An 18,630-nucleotide genomic window follows, 5' to 3' on the forward strand; every position below is an offset into this window, starting at 1 on the left:
GAGTACGAAACCGTCATGACTACACCGGCCGCCCAGGCCGCGTGACCACACTTGTCACCCAAATCTGCAGCAGACCCGAATCAAGCAATCCGTCCCGGTTGGCTACATGGGCAGCCTGGGGATCCTGGTGGACAAGTACTACAAGCGACCGATGCGCATCGTTGCACTACAGAGCACCGACAGGGTGCACAGCGATTCTCGATGCCCCGCTGTGGCCGGTCGCGAAGGACACACGGACAAACGCCGTGCCCTGTTCAACGCAGACATCGCATCGCGCATGTGCGTCTGTTGTCGTGTGGAGGCCGACGGCCCGCGCGACGAGGGCCTGAGCGCGGCAGTCATCGAGCTGGTGTCCCTCCGCGAGCTGCTCGACGAAGAAGACGAGGAGGAGCAGAACCGTGATGACCCCGGGTACGTACCCAACTTCCTGAGAGCGAACTTCAACCCAGACCACTGGCGCACCATCCAGTCCGACCTGACCAAGACCGCCAGCAGCCTCCAAAGCCACCCCTGGCTGTACCACTGGGCAGCGCCATACCTGATCCGTGCCGCGTCATACGCGGAGCGCCGATGCGAGGAACGCCGCCGGCTCGTTGACGTGGCCGCAATCGAACGAACCGCGGCGGCCCTGTATGAACGCGGGCGGTCCACGCCGCAGCTGGCGCGGATGTGGCCGAGCTGGAGGCAAAGAGAGGCCTACGACAGTCCCAGTCCCGACGACGAGCACTATGACAGGAACGCTCGACTGCGCCCTCCGGACCCGGACCCCACCAGCGCCGCCGCAAACGTGACGATGGGCGTGCGGCTGCCTCCTCTGGGGTTCGACTCGGACGGGCTCCAGATGATCGACACGCTGTCGAACTGGGAGCAAGATGCATTCGCTGCCTACAAGACCGCCGCCCACTGGGCTTCCGGCACGGTCACGCTGACCGTCCCACCCGTAGTCGCTCGCGAACTTCTGTGCCCCGCCAGGAACCTCGACCTCACGGCCGGTGCCCAAGCGGCAAGCGGACAGCCGTCCATGCCCACACGCTCTGCCTGACCCTCGGAAACACGCCCTGCGCCACGACGACGCACTCCCGTCAACGCTCATGCCACCGCAGGCGGCCTGTCGCCCGTCCCTTGCCACGCTCGACGCTGCGCACCCTGCCGCCTCCGGGCGGCCCCGGGACGACGGGCCGGCGTCCACACACGCCACCGTCCCCGCTGCTTTACGCGCCGTTGTCGAGGAAGGGCATGGCACAGCCTTGCACTCCATGTGCGGGGGCTCTCGACCATGCAGGTCGGTGCACAGGCGAATCCGCTCACCCCAGTTTCCAGGTGGCATGCTCTTCCGCGGAGGAGAGGGTCCAGCCCATCAGCATCCCTGTCGCGACCAGGCGCTCGAACTCGTGAAGAAGGCTGCTCGCCGCGAGTCCGCAGAGGCGAGCCACGTGGCCGGTGTCGGCAGAGCCGTCGCGCCGAGACGGACCGGTGAGCGCGTGAAGTCCCACCGACAGTAGCTGCCCCGTCGGCCCGAGCCCGCGAGCGCGGGCCTGACGTGCTGTGCGCAGAGCCCAGTCGGCTGCCTGTCGGCGCACGGCGGAGCTCGGCATGCCGGTCACCGAGTCGGTGAGCCGACCCGTGTGGAGCGAGTCGGTGGAAAGAGCGGGGGTGACGAACCGGCTGTCCGCGAGTTCCTTCCAGGCGCTGCTCATGGATCCGTGGCCCATGCCGTGGACGAGTCCTTTGCGCAGGCGGACAGCGCTTGAGGAGGTGGCGCGCAGGACGGCCTGGAGGGCGAGGAGCCGCGCCTCGGGAGTGGTGTGAAGGGGCAGGGACGCTGCCAGATAGCTGAGCATCTGCCCGGCCAGCAGGGCACTGGCATTGACGTCGCACGGTCGGCGGTGACGTACCGGAACGCGGCGGGGTAGTGGCGAGGGGCGCGCGAGCCTGGTCTCCGGTACGACCGAAGCGTCGGCCGTGGCGTGTGCGCAGGCCGTGCACGCATCGGCGAGGCGCCACAGCCGGCCGCCGCGCTCGCGGGCGAGGACCAGGAGGACGGGGCCGGCGCAGCCGCGGTGGCGCGGATGCCAGTGGCAGCCTCGTTCGTGGCATTGGCATGTCCGCAGGTGCTGGGGGAGAGGACAGGCGCGGGCGTGCTGTGCGAGGTGCGCCAGGGCGGTGGCTCGCGCGGAGCGTCCCTGTAGTGCTTGTGGTGCCGAGGGGCACTGGGGGCAGACCAGGAGCGGCCCTTGGGGGAGAGGGCGCAGTTCGACCACCCAGGTACGTGGCGCGGAAGCGCGCATGATGCACAGCCTCATCGGCCCCCTCGACTCCTTTCCGTCCCCGCCCCGTTCGGGCCGGAGAGGCCCTGTCGGGATGCGGGGTGACGGCCGCACACCGTAGTGCAGACATCTGCCCTTCGGGGCGGCCTCCTCCCGCCCGGGTAGATAGGGCAGAGGTCTGCACTGACAGGGTTGGCGTCGCCGCCGTCGGATGGTCGGGTGACGATCTTGCCGCCCGAGCCGAACTTCGAAGCGCTCCGCCTTCGGCTCGCGCAGCTGGGGGGCGAGCGCGGCTGGTCGTACGACGACCTCGCCGAACGGACCGGCAAATCCAGGCGCACGCTCATCGAAATTGAGCAGGGCCGCACCATCGGATCGCTCGACACCTGGCACGCCCTCGGGCACGCCTTCGGCGTTCCCTTCGCCGACCTCTTCGCCGCCCTGTGTGAGGAACACGAGCCGTCAGGGTCCGCCGACTAGCCCCGGACCACCGCCATCCAGGATCACCCGAACCGGTCACCCGTCCCGAACGAACAACCGACCCGTCGGGCGCACGTTCTCAGCTCTTGGGCCGGTCGGGCGAACCCGCGGCGACACTCACCGCACTTCCAGCGTGTCACCTGGAAGCTTCACACCCATGCACTCCACCCGCGCCACGCGCCGCCACTCGGACGGCATCCCCAAGACCCACGGCCGCCGGCGTTCCCTGACCGTTGCCCACGACAGCCCCAGCCGCCTGCTGCGCATCGCCCAGTCCGCCCACTGCCGCGACTGCGGTAACCCGGTCAACTGGCACACCACCAGCAACCGGCGGGCCATCCCGCTCCACCCCTTCGAACTGCCGACCGTCATCGTCCCCGAGCCGCACCGATGGCACCTCGCCTCGGGCATCGCGCACCCCGTGGGCGACGGCAGCCCCTGGTGCCACCTCGCACACCTCACCCTGTGCCCGGCCAGCACCGCCCCCAGTGCGCTCCCACCCGCCCTGGACGACATCAGACGACGCCTCGCACTCAACACCCGCCGCCTCACCGACGCCGGCATCCTCACCCCAGGGCACCACCCCGAGACCGAGCCCCACCACGACGACTCCTGCACACCGGCGCGCCCCGTCGTCCAGCTCCTCTACGGCCGGTACATCGGCGCCGCCCCCATCCACGACATCCAATGTGTCGCCCAGACCGTACGCCGCACCCGCTGCACCAACCCCGTCCTCGCCCCCGGAACCACCCCAGGACGCTGGACCCTCATGCTGGCCGCCCCACACCGCCGTGGCACCCGACAACTTGCCCTGCCCGCATCCGACATCGCCGTCTACGACCTTGGGCACCTCCCCTACGGCGAGCAGGTCCGCTGGCGCGCACAGCGTTGCCCCACCCACGCGGCAATGACCACGGCCCCTGACCTCGCCCTCGCCGACTGGGAACTCCTCGACCCGCTGTTTCACCACCAGTTCCTGGCCACCCGGCTGCCACGCGGAACCCGACGACACGACTGAGCCCCGCAGCGCCCATCAGCGATCTGTCTCAGCGTCACTGCCCGAACCGGAGCATCCTCACGTTGTTCACGCCCACCGACGAACAGGCTCAAGCGGCCGACCGCTTCCATGCCGGAGACCACATGGCCCTTCAGGCCGGCGCCGGCACCGGCAAAACCTCCACCCTCGCACTGCTCGCCCGCAGCACCACACGGCGCGGCCGCTACCTCGCCTACAACCGCGCCATCGCCCAGGAAGCCACCACCCGCTTCCCGCCCAACGTCACCTGCAAAACCGCCCACGCGCTCGCCTACGCAGCCCTCGGCCACCGCTACACACGCCGCCTCGGCGCACCCCGCCGCCCCGCCTGGAAGACCGGACAGGACCTCGGCATCACCAAACCGACCCGCATCGCCAGCCACACACTCATGCCCACCACCCTGTCCAACACCGTCCTGCGGACCGTGACCCGCTTCTGCCACTCCGCAGACACCACCCTCACCCGCCGCCACGTCCCACCGCTGCGCGGCCTCGACACCCCCGAACACCACCGCGAACTCGCCGACCTCGTCCTGCCCTACGCCAACAAAGCCTGGGCCGACCTGCAGAACCCCGACACCGGAGCCGTCCGCTTCGACCCTGACCACTTCCTCAAGATCTGGTCACTGACCAACCCCAAGATCCCCGCAGACTTCCTCCTCCTCGACGAAGCCCAGGACACCAACCCCGTCGTCGAGCACATCTTCAACAACCAGCGCTACCACGCCCAGCTCGTCCTCGTCGGCGACTCCGCCCAGGCCATCTACCACTGGCGCGGCGCCAAAGACGTCATGACCGGCTTCCACGGCACCCGCCTCACCCTCTCCCGCTCCTTCCGCTTCGGCCCCGCCCTCGCCGACGAAGCCAACCGCTGGCTCGCCATCGCAGACGCCCCCATCCGCCTGACCGGCACCGACACCCTGCCCACCGAACTCGGCCCCCTCAACCGCCCCGACGCCATCCTGTGCCGCACCAACGTCGGCGCCATGAAACACGTCATGAACCTCCTCGCCATCGGTACACCCGTCGCCCTCGTCGGAGGAGGGGACAACCTGCGCTCCCTCGCCCTGGCCGCCCGCGACCTCAAAGACGGACGCCGCACCAGCCACCCCGAACTCGTCCTCTTCCCCACCTGGGGAACCGTCCAGGACTACGCCGCGCACGACCCCTCCGGACGCGACCTCCAGCCCCTGGTCGACCTTGTCGACACCCACGGAACCGACGCCATCCTCACCGCCGTCAGCCGCCTCACCACGGAAGAGCGCGCGCAGGTCACCGTCTCCACCGCCCACAAGGCCAAAGGCCGCGAATGGGCACGCGTGCAAATCGCCGACGACTTCAGCCCGCCCAAGGACACCGACCAGCAGGACAGCCAAGGCCGGCCCATTCCAGGACCCATCGACGACAGCGAAGCCCGCCTCGCCTACGTAGCTGTCACCCGCGCCCGCACACGCCTCGACATGGGCGGCCTCGCCTGGATCGACACCCACCCGGACGGAAGGCCCTCGCCGTAGCGCTCTGGCCGCAGACGGTGAACTGCACCCAGGAGAAGGGGTGTGCCCGCCCTCAAGTAGCGCTTGATCGGCGGAACTTGAGCGTGAGTCCGGCGCTGGGCTCCGAGGGCCTTCCTGGGCGCCGACGCCGCCGATCCCGGCGGCCGACCCGGTTGAACCTCGACACCGCACGGCCCTACACCACCGAAGGGCGGCCGGCCCCGACGGCTTCTTCGCGTCCGTCCGCCGGCGTACGGCGCGGGTGCGTTCTTCACCGCGGTCCGAACGCGACCGACCAACAAAAGGACTCTCCTCCCATGTTCGGCACACTCATGCTCATGGCCGTTCCCGCCCTGCTGTTCCGGCTGCTTGGTGCGTTCGGCGTCAGACGGTTCGCGACCTGGTGCGTGTCCGTTCTGCACGGCCTTGTGGTCATCGCTGGTGTTCACGGCGAGCGCCCGGTTCGCCCCCTCCGCCGTCGGCCCCATACCCGGCCACCACGACCTGGTCGCGATGGTCCCGCCGTTCGTGCCCTTCCCCCGACTCGCGGTCTACGCGACAGGAGTCCTGGAACTCCTCGGCGCCGCCGACGCCGTCGCCCGGGCCGCGCGAGCGGAACCGCGCCTGCGCATCGTGGCCGGGATGCATGCGTCCCGATCCATCAGCCCGAACCTCATGCATCGCAACAGCAACAAAGGACATCGAATTTCACACTGCATGGGAAGAAGTCATGGCGGAAATAATTCGCCTGGCGGCTCGCTGCGGACTGCGAATTACGGACTTGCCGCCTGTCGGCCAGTGCGCGGGGACTCTACGACTATGCGACTTCACCTCATGCGCTGGGTCCTCGACCCCGTGACCAGCTGGCAGGCCCTGCGGGAGTCCAGACGAAGCCGTGGACGCACCTCATTTGACGTGGCCTGGCGGCAGGCACGGGTCGCCCGGCATCCCGACGAAGCCCCCTACCTGTGGCACGGACACGGGGCAGCAGTCGAAACGGATCACCGGGAAAGCGACCCGTGCTGACCGGCCAGATGGCCTGATCCGCACCAATGGAATTCGGTCGAGGCCGGAATATCCCTCCCAGCAGGAAATTTCCGCCACATTCAAAAAAGCGCTTATCGAAGCCCGGACGCTTCGTGAGAATCAGGGTTCTGTCAATCCGGACAACGGGGGAGTGGAATATGCCGGATCCTGTGGAGATCGCGCTGATCAGTTCAGCTGTACCTGCCACTCTGACCTTCCTGTACCAGCGCCTGGAGCACCTGCTCAGCCCCCGGCACGCGGAACCCGAGCAGGACCTCGCGCTTCCCGACACACTGGTCGGCACGCTCCAGCTTCCCCTGCAGCCGGACCAGGAGCGACTCCAGGCCCGGCAGGCCGAGCTCGACTTGCTCCACGGCTTCCTCGAGGAGTACGCAAGCCGAGAGCCGGAAGGGCTGACCCCAGAGCAGGGTCTCCTGCGCAGCATGGGGAAGCTGCGCGCCATCCTGGAAGACGTCTACAGCCAACGCCTGACCTTCGTAGGCGAGGACCGCCCCGCCTCCGGTCCGTTCGTGGACCAGAAGCTGACCACACTCACCGGCGAGGCCAGGGGCATGGACGCCGACGAGATCACCGGCAACGCAAAGGTCACCCAGCAGGTGGAGACAGTCGAAGCCGGCGCTCAGCTGATCGGCATGAAAGCACGGCGGATCGGCGGATAGCGGCGCCGCAACACCTCCCCGCTGCGCACCCGCGCAACAACCCAACTGTCCGAAGGGCCGCGCGTTGACGCTGAACGAACCCACAGCACCCAGACAGCTCACCGACCTGCCCGCACCTGCTGCACCTGCGGCTGGCCATGCCGTCCGAACTCCCGCCACCGACCCTGTCGAACCCGTGGCCGAGACGGTCTCGACCGCCGTTGGGAACATCGCCGACCCTGCCGAGCACCTTGCGCCGCCCACGACAGAGAAGCCACCTGAGGCGGCAGCCGTGGACGACACCACACCCGAAGCCGGCAACCTCGCCGACACCGGCATGAACGACACCAGCGCAGCCGCAGCACAAGTCGACCAGACCGTCACCACCAACAACGGCACACTGATCGGGATTCAGAACAACCACGAGATCCAGCGTCTGCGGGGGATCCCTCTGACGGACGACTGGATCCGCCGTCGACTCGGCGGCTATGTCGGAGACGACGACACGGCGAAAGCGCTCGGAGCGATTCTCGACATCCACCGAGTGGGGGTCATCCACGCCGGCGCCGGCACCGGCCGTTACACCACCGCCCTGCACACCCTGAAGAGACTGGGTGTGCAGACCATTCGCCAGGTACGACGCATGCCTGATGAGAAGATCGAGCTCGAAGGCCTCCTGGACGAAGACACCGGCTGGATCCTGGACCTGAGGCACGAGACCCAGCTGCTGCCCACCACGACCGGGCTTCACCTCACAGAGGTCGCTGATCACCTGATCAAGACCCGCTCGTTCGTCATCGCCGTCGTCCACACCGATATCTGGACGAACGTTGCCGGCGAAGCACCCGGACTGGCCCACCACCTCAGCCCCGCCGACGCACTCGCCGTCGCCCGGGCCCACCTGTCTGATCAGCCTCTGTCCGAAGGCGAATTGAGCCAGTGGCTCAGAGATGTCAGGATTACCAGCCACCTCAAGAACGCCACACCAGCCCAGGCTGTCGACTGGGCCGACAAGATCGCCGCGGCTGTGGTCCTCGACCGCACGACCACCGAGCACAAGAGTTTTGACGAGCTCGTCGACTTCGTCGTCCAGTCCGCCCAGAACTGGCGCCGCAAACTCCTCGAGTGGCACAACGCGGAGACGGACAGCGGCCACCGCACGTACATGCTCGCCGCCGCTGTACTCGACGGGGCACCCGCTCAGAGCGTCTACGACGCCCACATCACCCTCGGCACGGCACTCGGTGACACACCGCTGCCCACCAAAGGACAGCAAGGCCCGGGCATCATCGCGCTCACCGACAGCATCAACGCCGACCTCGGTCTTGACGACCGCATCCGCTTCCTCAGGCCCGGATACGCCGAAGCCGTCGTCGACTACTTCTGGGCCGACCGCCCTCACCATGTCGAAGCCTTCACCCGCTGGACCGCCGAACAAGCCGAACTCCTGCCCAGCGAACTCGGCATCCCACTGGCCGACCGCGTCAGCCAGTGGACCACCCGCTACACCCTCACCAAGCAGAGCCTTACCGTCCTGCGCGCGACCGCCACGAACTGGGCAGCCTCCAAACACCTCAAGGGCCACGCCTCGGACCTCCTGGTCGCCGCAGCCCTCGACCCCGTGGCCGGCAAACTCGCCCGCGACCGGTACCTCGACTGGGCCAAAGCTCCCGACGAGCCCACCACGGACAAGAAGCGCCCCACCCCGCCCGCACTCAAACGCGCCCTCGCCGAAGCGATGGCACAACTCGCCCCGGCCTACGCCGAAGTCGCCCTCAGACGGCTGGCAGATCTAGCCGCACACACCGACAACCCTCAGGTCACCGAGGCCGTCGGCGACGCCCTGATGACCCTGTGGGAGCAGGACGGCTTCCAGCAACGCATCCGCGACAGGCTCACCACCTGGTTCGGCGGCGACCGCAATCAGGCCGCCGCCGCCCGCCGCGCTTTCTTGCACCTTGCCGAACGTACAGGCCCCGACGGCATTCCCGCCCTCCTGACCAGCCACCCCATCACACCCGACTCCTGGACCCTGACCGGCTGGCGCCAGTCCCTCGACGACACCAAGAGCCGTCAGGTCCAAGACGCCGTCAGCACGTGGCTCGACGCAGCCCTTGCGCATCCCACCCTGCGGACCACCGTCATCGCCACCTTCACCGAAGCCGTCTTCCGCTCGGACACCGACCACACCTACCTCCCACAGCGCTTCATCGTCCTCAACCACGCAGCCAATGGCTGGGAGCCCGCCCACGCCGGACAGGCCCCCACCGAACGCACCCGCCTGCGCGACGAGTTACTCATCGCAATCCGAGAAGCGGACCCCGCCGCCCCCACACGCTCGCATGATGCGCCGACCACACCGTAGAAGAACCAGCTGGCCCCCACCTCGGGCAGGAAGCATCGACATCACCTGCCCGGCACCCAGCGCCACCCCCGGCCACCCGTTCACCCTCACCCTTACCGGAACCTGGGAAGAACTCCCCTCGCCCCGCCCCCACCACACCCCTGAAGCTGCCGCCACCCATCACGCCCTGGTCATCGCCCGCAACATCACCTCCACCCTCACCCCCGCCGACAGCGTCCTGGCCGCCGCGCACATCAACACACTCCTCGGCCGACCCACCGACATCCCCCACATCCCCGTCAGGCTCACCTGGGCACACGTGAGCCTGACAGCCGACACCGAAGCGCTCACAGCCGCATCCCGATACGAACGCCACCAACACGAGGAAGAACAACGCCGCGCAGAACAGCGCCGCCACCTGGACCAAGCCCGCGCCCTGCAAGACACTGTGATGAGCGACCCCTCACTCGCCCTGGCCTACTGGTACGCCACCGCACCGCACGCCATCGACGAAAAAACGCTCCCACGCCTCGAGCAACTCCACGCACAAGCCGCCGCATACGCGCCGCAAGGCAGATGGGCGCTCCTCGCCCGCCTGCTCCACACCTTCGCTGAGGACCTCACCGAAGACGCCAAGAACCATTTGATCGATACCGTGGCACTGCTCACCGACCGCTACGGACACCCAGACATCGCCCGTCAGATCCGCGAGCTGAGCTCGTCAACCTCGACCGAGAACCCCATCCCGGACGGGGACACCGCACGATGAGTACCCACAGCTACGGCCGGGGGTACGCCAGCGGGACGGCCCCGAAACGCCGCGCACTGTCGGGGCACCGACGCACCCTCCTACTGCGCAGGCTCCGCAGTACATCCGGCTGGGCGTTCGCTCGAGGACTTCGCGCCTCTCGCACACCTCGGACCGGTGGATCAGGAAGCGGTGCCGCAACCCAACTCAGATCAGCCGCGAGGAACTGGACGCTCTGCAAGCCCTCGGCATGCGAATGCGATGGACCAGGCCCGACGGGCGGCGCGCCACACGTCGTTGCCGGTCGGCAGAGGCGTGGCGCGCTCGGACGCCGACGGCCACTTCCTGAAACCGGCGCCGTGCGGCGCTTCTACCGGGACCACCACGGTTTGAGCGTCCGCAGGTGCGCCCGGACGGCAGCGATGTAGGCAGTCTCCAGCGGCTGCAGCGCGCTGAGATCGATCTGTGCCGGCGGAATGTTCATGTCCGTGTCGCTCTCGATGGGCGGCGCCTCCCAAGCTGCACGCATGGCCGCCCCGGCCGTCTTGCGCAGCTCCTGGATGAGCTCCGCGTAGGCATCGCCCACCGCTTCGGATTCGATCTTCGTCCACGCAAGGTGGTACGAGAGGTTGCCCTGGATCTCCCGCAACGTCTCCGACAGCCGCACGCGCTCCTCTGCCAAGGCATCAAATCGGCGACGCCTGATGGCGTAGGGCATCTCCTTGTAGGCACTGTGGGCAGCGAAGGCCTCGGCGAAGGCAGTCCGGAGCCTGCCGATCTCCTCCTCCCGGCTCTTTCGCCGTGCGAGCCAGATGTTGAGGGCCGCAGTGAGCATGGCGGCGAGGAACGCCCCGGACACCACGGCCGGCAACACCGAGTTGGCATCGGCCGCGGAAGGGGTCACTGGAGGCGCGGAAGGAACCACGGTGGCTGTCGACGCGGACGGGGCCAGCCCGGAGGGGGCTGGAGGCGTCGCGGAGTGCACCACTGCGGTCGTCGATGCGGAGGGGGCCGGTGACGCAACTGCTGTCTGCGCGGGCGTCATGACGACCTCCAAGCCGATACCGGGCATGCCGCTCACGTGCCGTGGGGAGCCTCCTGGCCGGGCCACTCGCCCGTGCCGCGCCACCATTGTTCACGCAACAGATGCGCCACCACATGCCCCAGCAGGGCAGTCGGCCCGTCCTCGCGAATCCACCGCTGCTCAGGCGCATCGTACGGATACCACATGCACAGAGCGCCGTCGGAGTACCGGTGAGGCGACTCGGACGGCCCATCGGTGTACACGTACGGCACGTCGGGGGCCCCTGGGCCGAAAACGATCGAGACAGTCTGCTCGACGACATCCGGGACACGCAGCCGCACCGCCAGCGCGAAGCCACCGCGGAAGCGGCGCGGAGGCCTGACGACCCTGACCGCCTGGCCGCAGGCGGCCAGCTGGCGCTGGAAAGCGATGCGGGCCGCTGGCCTGGCGAACCAGGCCAGCGCACGCCACACAGGACGGCGCGTCACGCGTGAGGCCCAGCACCGTAGGCCCGGGTGGGCCGTACGTCGGCCGCCGGCCCGCTCAGCCCCAGCGTCACCGTCGTGACAGGCGCGCGCTGCCGCAGCGCCGCGATCTTGCCCGCGAAACTGTCGGACACCGGGGCCTCGACGTACCGGTAGAACACCCCCGACAGCGCCGACATCACCGCATCGCGGTCGTTGTCCATCGCCAGAGCCTCGGCCACGCCGTCTGCCGCGCTGCGCAGCCGCCGGGCCGCAACCTCACGCCCCACCAGCAGCTTCACGTTCGGCGAGACCCCGACCGGGTCCTTGGTCGCCGTACCGGCCTCCACCCGGGCCGCAGCCTTGGACAGCACCGTGCCCAGCGCCTTCGCCACGCCCATCCCCGGCTTGACGAACTCCCACGCCCAGACCGTCAGATTGTGCGAGGAGAAGCCCGGCTGGGAGTACTGCTTGTTCCACGCCTTCAGCAGACGAACCACCCGGCGGCGGGTACGCCGCAGCGACTGCGCCCCGCCGGTGAAGAGCTCGACGTGCCCCTCCGGATCGGACGCCTCCCACCGGTCAGTATCCAGGTTCGGGATCCACAGCCCGCCCCCCTCCTTCCGGGTGAGGGCCACGACCAGGTCCACCGTCGGGTCCTGGCCGTCGACCGGCTCCCCGAACGTGACCTTCGGGCCACGCTTGGAGGTGCCGCAGCGGGCCTTCGGGTACACCTTGCGCACCGCGGGACCGAGCAGCGCGCACAGCTCGCCGGTGATCGCGGTCGGCGTCTCGCCGCCCCCGTCCGGCCCGAGCCGCGGATACACGCGCCGGTCCAGGACGACTCCGCCGTCACCGTCGCCGACCGGGTGGATGAAGGTGTGCTGGGGCAGAGAACCACTGCGGTAGGTCCGCAGCGCGCCCGTGAATCCGATGGCGCTCGAGCTGACCAGGTCCAGCCGCGTACGTGCCTGCGCCAGCGGCTGCGGGTGGGCGTCGATCTGGCCGCGGATGTCGTTGAGGATGTCTTCGGTGTATCCCATGAAGGTTGTCCGTTCAGGTGAGGGGCGCCGAGCGCCGCACATCGCCCGGGACCTCCCCGGGCGGAGCCGTCACTCGGCGGCTCACCCTTCTCTGACGTCACACCGCCGAGATCGTCCGGGCGGCCCCCCACCCCCTGCTGCGAGCAGGTCAGGAACAATCGCGGCAGACCGTGCTCGCACCCTCGAACCGGGACGGAGCCAGGACCATGAAGCAGCGCTCGCAGGGACGGTCGCTCCGCCTCCTGGCGGCCGTACAGCCACAGTGCCCCTGCCCGCACGAAGGCTCCCCGCACTCCGCACACGCCGACTCGGTGATCTTGAACGACTCACTACACGTCTCGCACTCCCACCAGGAACCGAACCGAGAGTTCCCGGTTCGCGGGCGCGGCGCCGTGAAGGCGCGCCAGGCCACGCTGTCCTCGGCGAGTACAGCGATCAGGTAGTCCTCGTCACACCAGGCCGCCTGCCCGTACAACAGATCGCTGCGCTCGCCGGACCTGTAGACCACGAACGTCTTGTCGCGCTCGATCGTGGCACGGGTACCCAAGGCCGCGGCCAGGAGCGGGGTCTTCGACTGATCGGAACCCCCAGCCGGCGGAATCATGCCGTGAGCCGCGGCAAACAGCACCCGGCCCGAGGCATCGAACAAGACGACCACGCCACCGCCGGCCAGATACTGCGCCGCACGCACACAGCACGCCTCGCGCGATGCCTGGGAGGTGCGGAACATGGCGACGACATCGTCGGCGGAGGGCCCTCGGCGGCGTACGTCCGCGGTAATCCGCGCATCCGGCACGAGTACGCGCGCAGCGAAGGCGTCACACGCCGCTTCCTCGAAGGCTTCGGAGTCCTCCCAGTCGAACAGGCGCTGCCCCAGCACAGCATCGGTTTGCTGGAGATGGTGGCCCAGCTCGTGCAGGCCGGTGAACCCCCGGCGCCGAAGCGAGCGGGCCGTCCCGACCACCAGGGTCGGGGGATCGGTCTCCGACCGGTAGCTGCCGGCGACCGAACACCGGCCACCGTCGTCCGACGCGGCCTCCAACGACACCCGGATGTTCGTCCAGCGGCCCAGCTCGGCAAGCGGATCCGCGCGCAGCGCTTCCAGAGCCCCGGGGTGCAGCTGCTCAAGAGTAGAGATCATCGCCTCCGCCTGGCGCGGGGCCTCCTCGGTGAACCGGCGCTGTGTCACGGGCTGCCCTTCGCGCCGTCCTCGTCGCCAAGGAACTGCCGCAGACGTGCGTCCCAATCGGCCGCCCCACCGCCTGTCTGGCGAGCGGCCAGGGCGAAGGCGCCGTAGCTGCCCGAAAGCCGCGCCTGGACTTCACTGACCTCCAGCCGCCGAGCACGGCGCACCCACACCGAGCGCCACCGCGGGTGCTCTACGGCAGAGACAAGATCAGCTGGCAGGGGACGTACCGTACGGGCGATCTGCTCTGCAGGCAGCCCGGTCGCCGATGCGATGGCGTCGATCCGGTCGGGAGGCAGCGGAACCTTGCCGCGAAGCAGCTTCATGACCTCCGGCTGCGGCATTTCCAAGGCAGAGCACAGCGCCTTCAGGTCCAGCCGGTCACCGAGCAGCGACGCCAGGTTCCCCGAAGGCCGCCCGCTTTCTTCAATGGGCAGACCGGGCGCATGCCGCAGATAGTCCAGATCATCAGCGAGGACGGCTCGTACCTCAGCGTCCGGCTCCAAGACGGAACGGATCGACCGTCCCTCACGTACTCCTGCCGCAGCCGGCGCCTGCAGGCCCTGGACTCGAGCCGCAATGCACCCAACGATGTCGTCGTCCCAGGCATCCACTACGCGCTCCAGCACGCGCATAGGGACACAAGAGACCAGCCCTGCCCAGACGGTGGTCTCGACGCCGAACACAGTACGTGACCCGTCCACCACCACACTGGTCTCATCCTCACCCGGCGGGTCGATCGTGACGGGAACCGTGTTCACCTCACGGGCGTCCACATCCAAGACCAGCACAAGCATGCTGACCTCGTCCCAGCGCGCCCGCCACACCTGACCAGGCTCGAGCTCCGCCTGAGCCGGATCACCAAAGCGCTCTCTCAGCCCCGCCTGCGACAGAGCACGCGGCCCACGTGCCCGCCGGGCCAAATCCAGGAAACGCTGCGGCACTCCCAAGTCACTCATGGTGTCCTCCCGCATCCATCGACTGAGCAGGCCTCCACCATCGACTGACGTCGTACCAAGCAGGGCGTCCGGCCCTGGTCGCACTCATCGTGTCTGCGCCGCTTCGCTGCACAGCCGGATCACCTCCGACCTCACTGAACGTACCCCGTCCCCGTCCCCGACGAGCTGCTGCAGCTTCTCCTTCAGACGCGCCCCGTGGTGATAGGCCTGGGACCGGCCGCAACCCAGAAGCCCCTGAATCTCCCCGGGACGGTCCAGATACGCGACCATGCGCCGCTCCTGAGGGCTGAGCATGGCCACGATCTCTGCTGCGGCAGATGCCGCGCTGGCCTCGTCGTCGCTAGCAAGCAGGATCTCCTCCGGGGAAGCATGCGGACTGGCGGTGATCTGTGATTCCCCAGCGTTGGAGAGCCAGACGACGTTCGGATCCAGCGCCACTGGAAAACGAGCGATGAACACCTCGACTAGCTGCGCAACCTCCATTGATCCGGCGGCGGTGAACAGAACCGCATGGATCACAGCCTCTAGCGACGCCCTGTCAGCGAGAGGGGCCCGACGCGTTTCACTCGTCCACTTCGGGATCTTGATGTTCGGCACGGCATACGCGGCTTCGACAAGCCGGTCGGAGGGACCTGACCAAGGTTGCACCGTGGTGCCGGACAAGCGCCACCTACCGGCCCCCACCTCGCCCGGCGGTACTGTCTCGAAGGCATCGCAGTCCGTCAGCACATCTTCCAGCGAGCGCCTCACCGACCCGACCGCAGTCTTCCGAGACTGGTCGATCAACCAGCGCCGGATCGATGTCCGCAGCAATCTTCCGACACTGTCATCATCTGTGGCGAGAGCCAGGAGGTTGACGGTGACCGGCTGGAGACGGTCTGCCAGAAACTCACCCAGCAGATCCTCCAGATCGGCCTCCTGCCAGCCGGCGGGCGGAGCCAGAACGGGAAAGCGCTGTGCTTCCTCCCGGACCAGCTTGCTGGTCAGAGCCAGACACGTGGAGCCGAAGTACTCAAGATCGTGCAGCTCGTCGAATACGGAAATAGCTGGTACCTCCCTTTAATGGGCGAACCGTACGCCAGGGCGCGGTTCCGGCACAGGAAGTTGCACATTCCTGCTCGCATCGCGATCACCCCTGAAGGGCTAAAACCAAGCCGGGTCAGCCCCGTCCAGACATCATCCCCAGCGCATGCCGAGTGAGCTCAGCTCCGCGACCCGCTCGGGAGCCAACCGCGCCCGACGGGAGCGGCTGTTGGCGATGAACACCCCCAAAGCCTGCTCATCCCCGCCGACTTTCTCGACATGCCGGTGAGGCACCTCAAGATGCCCCTCCCGCTCCCGGTACTGGCGGGCAGCAGCCACATTCGCCGCCCACACCTCAGCCCGCGTACGCCGCGGCGCCATCACACCCTGCTCACCCTCCCGCAGAGGGCCGAGTCCGAGTGTTTCCCTCAGCAGCCATTGCTGCGCCACCTCGAGGCTGTCCCACTGGCGCCGCTGCCGGCCGGCCCACTGTCCCAGGTCCTCTCCCTGGACCACCACCTGTCCCGACCCCTGGGGCAGCGCCTGCCCGCTTTGGACGTGCAGGCGGGCGAGGTGGAAGCACCGCTGCCAGGCAACCGACCATGAGGGGCACCACGACGGGTCGATGTCCTCCAGGGCATGCCGCCGGGCAGCGCTCAGCCCACCCGCCCTCTGCTTGTCCTTGTCCTGCCGCGTGGCTGCCCGCTGGTTCTTCAGCCATACCCCCACCGCGTACCCCTCCCACATAGCGTCCGCCGGCGCCAGCAGGTGCCCGTGCTCGTCCGCCCACCCGCGTGCCGCCGACAGCCCCTCGGCGAACGCGACCTCGGCATGCGACCAGATCATGCCGAGCTCCTCCAGCTGACCCACCCGCTCCCGGCTCAGCTCCCCACGCGCATGGGCACTGCGCTGCCGGGCGATCCACACCCCCAGCGCGAACCCGTCCACCGTCCGGTACTCGTACGGAACCGCCAGATCACCCCGGTCACTGCGATACGCCAGCGCGGCCGCCAGACCCCGCCTCCAAAACTGCCTCTCCGGCTGCAGCACCCGCAGACTGATGAACGCCGCCAACTGCGCCGGATCCCGCGGCCGGGAGAACGACAACAGCTCAGCAGCCACTTTGCCTACCTCGCCTGGCACCTCCGCCACCCCACCGCCAGCAGACCGGCCCCCGGCCACCTGAGGGGCCGCCAACTGCTCCACGGCCTGGGCGTCATGCGCCCGAAGCGCCGTGAGGACCTTCACCAGCTCTCCATAGGCCCGCGACACCAGCATCTCGTCAGGCTGCTCACCCGGCCCGAGGAAGACGGGAACGACCAGGCAAGCCACCTTGCCTTCCCCCGGGTGCATCCGAAGCGCCCGCCCCACCGCCTGGACGATGTCGACCGCCGACCCCCGCACGTCCGCGAACACGACGGCATCGCACTCCTTGGTGTCCACCCCTTCACCCAGTACCCGCACCGACGACAGCACCCGCACCCACGCCACCCCCGGATCAACCTCCGGCTCCGACGCGAACCCCTCCAGCACCGCACCCCGGTGCGCCGGCCTGTGCTCCCCGCACAGCCAGTCCGCCCACACCCCATCAGCCCCCGGGTAAAGACCCGGATCACTCTCGTGCAGCTCCTTCGCCACCGCACCAAGACCACTGGAGAACGCCTCGGCCTCACCCGTGCGGTGGTGAAACGTCAACAACCGCCCGAGCCGCCGCTCCGCAGCCACCTTCATCACCGCCGTCTGCAAAGCCGCCAGCCGCGCCCCGCGCACTCGCGCCGTCCTGCCTGCACCCCCCGCCAACTCGGCCACGGCCAAACCAGGATCCGCGATGTCCACGCACACCACCTGGTATCGAGCGATCAGCCCCCGCTCAATCGCCTCCGACAACGACAGCCGATACACCACCGGCCCGAACACCGACTCGTCGTCCATCGACGCAACCACCTCACCCCCATTCACACCCTCCCGATCCGCCACCTCCCACAACCGCGGCGTAGCCGTCATGTACAACCGACGCAGCGCCGGCACCCGCCCATCGTCATGAACCCCCGCCCACGCCTTCCCCAACGCCCCCGACGTCCGGTGCGCCTCATCCACCACCACGAGATCCCATGCACCCAGCCCCGCGCGATGACTCCGCTCCAGGACCCCCAGTCCCAGTGAGGCGTAGGTGGCAAAAACGGTCACCGACTCCAGGCCCGAGATCCACCCCACCAACTCCGCCTCGTCGGTGGTGCACTGAAGATCCCTCACGTCTTCACCCGACAGCGAGCAAGCACCGAACATCGGGCCCCGCCGCCCCGCCTCACGCCAGACCGACACCGTCTGCGCCAGCAGACCGAGCGTGGGAACCAGCACCAGAATCCGCTTCGCACGCAGAGCCCGCGCCGCATGTACAGCGATCAAACTCTTCCCCGTACCGGTAGCTGCGACAACCTGGGCCCGCGCTCCACTCGATGACTCTCCCTCAGGTACGTGCTCCAAAGCCCGCACCACCGCGTCAACGGCCTCAACCTGATGAGGACGAAGCGTCCACCGACTCGACACAGCACACCACCTGTCACCCTCAGGGCACGCCCAGCAGAGGCACTACCCGCTAAGCGTAGACTCTATCCGCGCACAATTTTGATTGCAGGGAGCCGGAGCGCGGACTCCAACCCACTATGGCAGGTGCGTCACCGTCACCGGGCGAGCTCGAGGAAGAGACCACCCCATCGAGTCGAACCAGAGGACAATGCCCAACACCTGGGCCACGCTGCCCCGTAGCCAGCTGCCCGCGAAGCGGGCCAGACTTGGAGGCGAAGCCGGAAAGGCAAAGGCAGGGGAGCGCAGCGGACCTGCCCAACCAGACTGCGCAGCAGTCTGGTTGGTGGGGAGC

15 protein-coding genes are annotated in these 18,630 nt (G+C 68.4%); 7 read left to right on the plus strand and 8 right to left on the minus strand.

Features of this window, described 5'->3' with window-relative positions:
• Window positions 1-106 precede the first annotated feature (106 nt).
• Complete coding sequence (locus AC4IJH_RS40740; protein ID WP_490857073.1) at window positions 107-1,042, plus strand: hypothetical protein; 936 nt, start codon at window positions 107-109, stop codon at window positions 1,040-1,042.
• Between the two features lie 262 nt (window positions 1,043-1,304).
• On the opposite strand, the gene AC4IJH_RS40745 is transcribed toward AC4IJH_RS40740, so the two are convergent.
• Window positions 1,305-1,841 (minus strand): hypothetical protein, encoded by a 537-nt coding sequence (locus AC4IJH_RS40745; protein WP_490857074.1) that lies wholly within the window; start codon window positions 1,839-1,841, stop codon window positions 1,305-1,307.
• 645 nt (window positions 1,842-2,486) lie between these two features.
• On the opposite strand from AC4IJH_RS40745, the gene AC4IJH_RS40750 reads away from it, so the two are divergent.
• The 6 genes from AC4IJH_RS40750 (at window position 2,487) to AC4IJH_RS40775 (ending at window position 10,074) form a co-directional block, all read left to right on the plus strand.
• Window positions 2,487-2,747 (plus strand): helix-turn-helix transcriptional regulator, encoded by a 261-nt coding sequence (locus AC4IJH_RS40750; RefSeq protein WP_490857075.1) that lies wholly within the window; start codon window positions 2,487-2,489, stop codon window positions 2,745-2,747.
• A 157-nt stretch (window positions 2,748-2,904) separates the two neighbouring features.
• Window positions 2,905-3,765, plus strand: a complete 861-nt coding sequence (locus AC4IJH_RS40755; RefSeq protein WP_490857076.1) for a DUF6083 domain-containing protein — start codon at window positions 2,905-2,907, stop codon at window positions 3,763-3,765.
• Window positions 3,766-3,827: 62 nt separating this feature from the next.
• Window positions 3,828-5,297: a UvrD-helicase domain-containing protein gene (locus AC4IJH_RS40760; protein WP_490857077.1), complete on the plus strand. Its 1,470-nt coding sequence runs from the start codon at window positions 3,828-3,830 to the stop codon at window positions 5,295-5,297.
• Between the two features lie 1,163 nt (window positions 5,298-6,460).
• Window positions 6,461-6,982: a hypothetical protein gene (locus tag AC4IJH_RS40765; protein WP_490857078.1), complete on the plus strand. Its 522-nt coding sequence runs from the start codon at window positions 6,461-6,463 to the stop codon at window positions 6,980-6,982.
• 175 nt (window positions 6,983-7,157) lie between these two features.
• Window positions 7,158-9,326 carry a hypothetical protein gene (locus AC4IJH_RS40770; RefSeq protein WP_490857079.1) on the plus strand — a complete coding sequence of 723 codons (2,169 nt, stop codon included), beginning with the start codon at window positions 7,158-7,160 and terminating at the stop codon, window positions 9,324-9,326.
• Window positions 9,307-10,074 (plus strand): hypothetical protein, encoded by a 768-nt coding sequence (locus AC4IJH_RS40775; RefSeq protein ID WP_490857080.1) that lies wholly within the window; start codon window positions 9,307-9,309, stop codon window positions 10,072-10,074. Before AC4IJH_RS40770 ends, AC4IJH_RS40775 begins: the two co-directional genes overlap by 20 nt.
• A 349-nt stretch (window positions 10,075-10,423) precedes the next feature.
• On the opposite strand, the gene AC4IJH_RS40780 is transcribed toward AC4IJH_RS40775, so the two are convergent.
• The 7 genes from AC4IJH_RS40780 to AC4IJH_RS40810 form a co-directional block, all read right to left on the minus strand.
• The gene (locus AC4IJH_RS40780; RefSeq protein WP_490857081.1) at window positions 10,424-10,957 is read right to left on the minus strand and encodes a hypothetical protein; all 534 of its coding nucleotides are present in this window, start codon (window positions 10,955-10,957) and stop codon (window positions 10,424-10,426) included.
• A gap of 173 nt (window positions 10,958-11,130) precedes the next feature.
• Window positions 11,131-11,565 (minus strand): type II CBASS E2 protein, encoded by a 435-nt coding sequence (locus AC4IJH_RS40785; protein ID WP_490857082.1) that lies wholly within the window; start codon window positions 11,563-11,565, stop codon window positions 11,131-11,133.
• Window positions 11,562-12,584: a hypothetical protein gene (locus AC4IJH_RS40790; RefSeq protein WP_490857083.1), complete on the minus strand. Its 1,023-nt coding sequence runs from the start codon at window positions 12,582-12,584 to the stop codon at window positions 11,562-11,564. Before AC4IJH_RS40790 ends, AC4IJH_RS40785 begins: the two co-directional genes overlap by 4 nt.
• A 148-nt stretch (window positions 12,585-12,732) precedes the next feature.
• Window positions 12,733-13,773, minus strand: a complete 1,041-nt coding sequence (locus AC4IJH_RS40795; RefSeq protein WP_490857084.1) for an ImmA/IrrE family metallo-endopeptidase — start codon at window positions 13,771-13,773, stop codon at window positions 12,733-12,735.
• Complete coding sequence (locus AC4IJH_RS40800) at window positions 13,770-14,729, minus strand: hypothetical protein (protein ID WP_490857085.1); 960 nt, start codon at window positions 14,727-14,729, stop codon at window positions 13,770-13,772. The genes AC4IJH_RS40795 and AC4IJH_RS40800 overlap by 4 nt, the downstream gene beginning before the upstream one ends.
• An 84-nt stretch (window positions 14,730-14,813) precedes the next feature.
• A complete protein-coding gene (locus AC4IJH_RS40805) occupies window positions 14,814-15,479 on the minus strand; it encodes a hypothetical protein (protein WP_490857086.1) in 666 nt (221 codons plus the stop codon).
• A 426-nt stretch (window positions 15,480-15,905) separates the two neighbouring features.
• Complete coding sequence (locus tag AC4IJH_RS40810) at window positions 15,906-18,299, minus strand: helicase associated domain-containing protein (RefSeq protein WP_490857087.1); 2,394 nt, start codon at window positions 18,297-18,299, stop codon at window positions 15,906-15,908.
• Window positions 18,300-18,630: the final 331 nt, after the last annotated feature.

Source organism: Streptomyces sp. UF-297, assembly GCF_058245575.1.